Origin of the sequence: Mycobacterium interjectum (assembly GCF_900078675.2) — a bacterium.
GTDB lineage: Bacteria > Actinomycetota > Actinomycetes > Mycobacteriales > Mycobacteriaceae > Mycobacterium > Mycobacterium interjectum.
Genome location: NZ_LT546260.1, coordinates 1 through 1,432 on the forward strand (window position 1 = coordinate 1; position 1,432 = coordinate 1,432).

The following is a 1,432-nucleotide window of genomic DNA, read 5'->3' on the forward strand; positions in this document are numbered from 1 at the left end:
CCATCTCGCAGTAGGCCGCGCCCGGCAGCGTCGCCGTGCCGTGGACCTGGTGGTCGGCCAGCCACGGCAGCGTCGCGGTGCCGATGTCGGCCTGCCACACGTGGCGTTCCGGCTCCTCGGGCAGGCGCACGTGCTGGCCCATCAGCGGGTGCACCGCGACGCTGGAAGCCAGCGCGCGGGAGCTGTGACCCTCGCGGCTCAACAGCAGCGAGCGGTGCGTCCACGCGGCCAGCGGGGCGTCCATCAGGTGCCCGCCGGGGTAGAGCACGGAGAAATCGACCGTGGCGCCCGTGGCGTACAGGTCGCCCAACAACCCGAGCATCCCATGGGGCAGCGGCTGATCGCGCCGCATCGCGGCGAGCGCTGCCACCGTCATGTCCAGGCTGCGGGCGGTCTGGTCGACCGCGTGGGTCAGCAGCGGGTGCGGCGACAACTCAGCGAACACCCGGTAGCCGTCTTCCAGCGCCGCCTGCACCGCCGCGGAGAACCGCACCGTGTGGCGCAGGTTGTCCACCCAGTAGTTGGCGTCGCAGTACGGCTCCTCGCGCGGGTCGAACGAGGTGGCCGAGTAGTACGGGACCTCCGGTGTCAACGGTTCGATCTCGGCCAGCACGTCGTACAGCTCGTCGAGGATCGGGTCGACCTGTGGCGAGTGCGACGCCACGTCGACGGCCACCTCGCGGGCCATCACCTCGCGCTGCTCCCAGACCGCCACCAACTCGCGGACCGTGTTCGTCGCGCCGCCGATGACGGTGGACTGCGGAGAGGCCACCACCGCCACCACGGCGTCGTTGACGCCGCGAGCCATCAGCTCCGAAAGCACTTGCTGCGCAGGCAGTTCCACCGACGCCATCGCGCCCGAACCGGCGATCTTGGTCATCAGTCGCGAACGGCGGCAGATGACGCGCACCCCGTCCTCGAGCGACAGCGCTCCGGCGACGACGGCCGCCGCAGACTCGCCCATCGAGTGGCCGATGACCGCGCCGGGCAGGACCCCGCAGGACTTCATCGTGTTCGCCAGCGCGACCTGCATGGCGAAGATCGTGGGCTGCACGCGGTCGATGCCCGTCACCTTCTCGGGTGCGGTGAGGGCCTCGGTCACCGAGAAGCCGGACTCGTGGGCGATCAGCGGCTCGATCTCGGCGATGGCCGCCGCGAATGCGGGCTCCTTGGCCAGCAGGTCGGCGCCCATGGTCGCCCACTGCGAACCCTGCCCGGAGAACACCCACACCGGACCTCGTTGCTCCTGGCCGACCACTTCCTGGAACAGGGCGTCACCGCTGGCGACCTCCCGCAACGCCGTCAGCAGCTCCGGGGTGTCGCCGGCCAGCACGGTGGTCCGCACGGAGCGGTGCCCGCGCCTGCGGGCGAGGGTGTAGGCGAGGTCAGGCGCCGGCACGTCCGACGCGTGCGCCTCGACCCAGTCGGCCAA

At 71.3% G+C, this 1,432-nt stretch carries 1 protein-coding gene; it reads right to left on the reverse strand.

What is annotated here, in order from left to right; genetic code table 11:
• Positions 1-1,432 (reverse strand): type I polyketide synthase (locus tag BN4348_RS59180; RefSeq protein WP_142308844.1); only part of this gene is annotated, 1,432 nt, incomplete at both ends.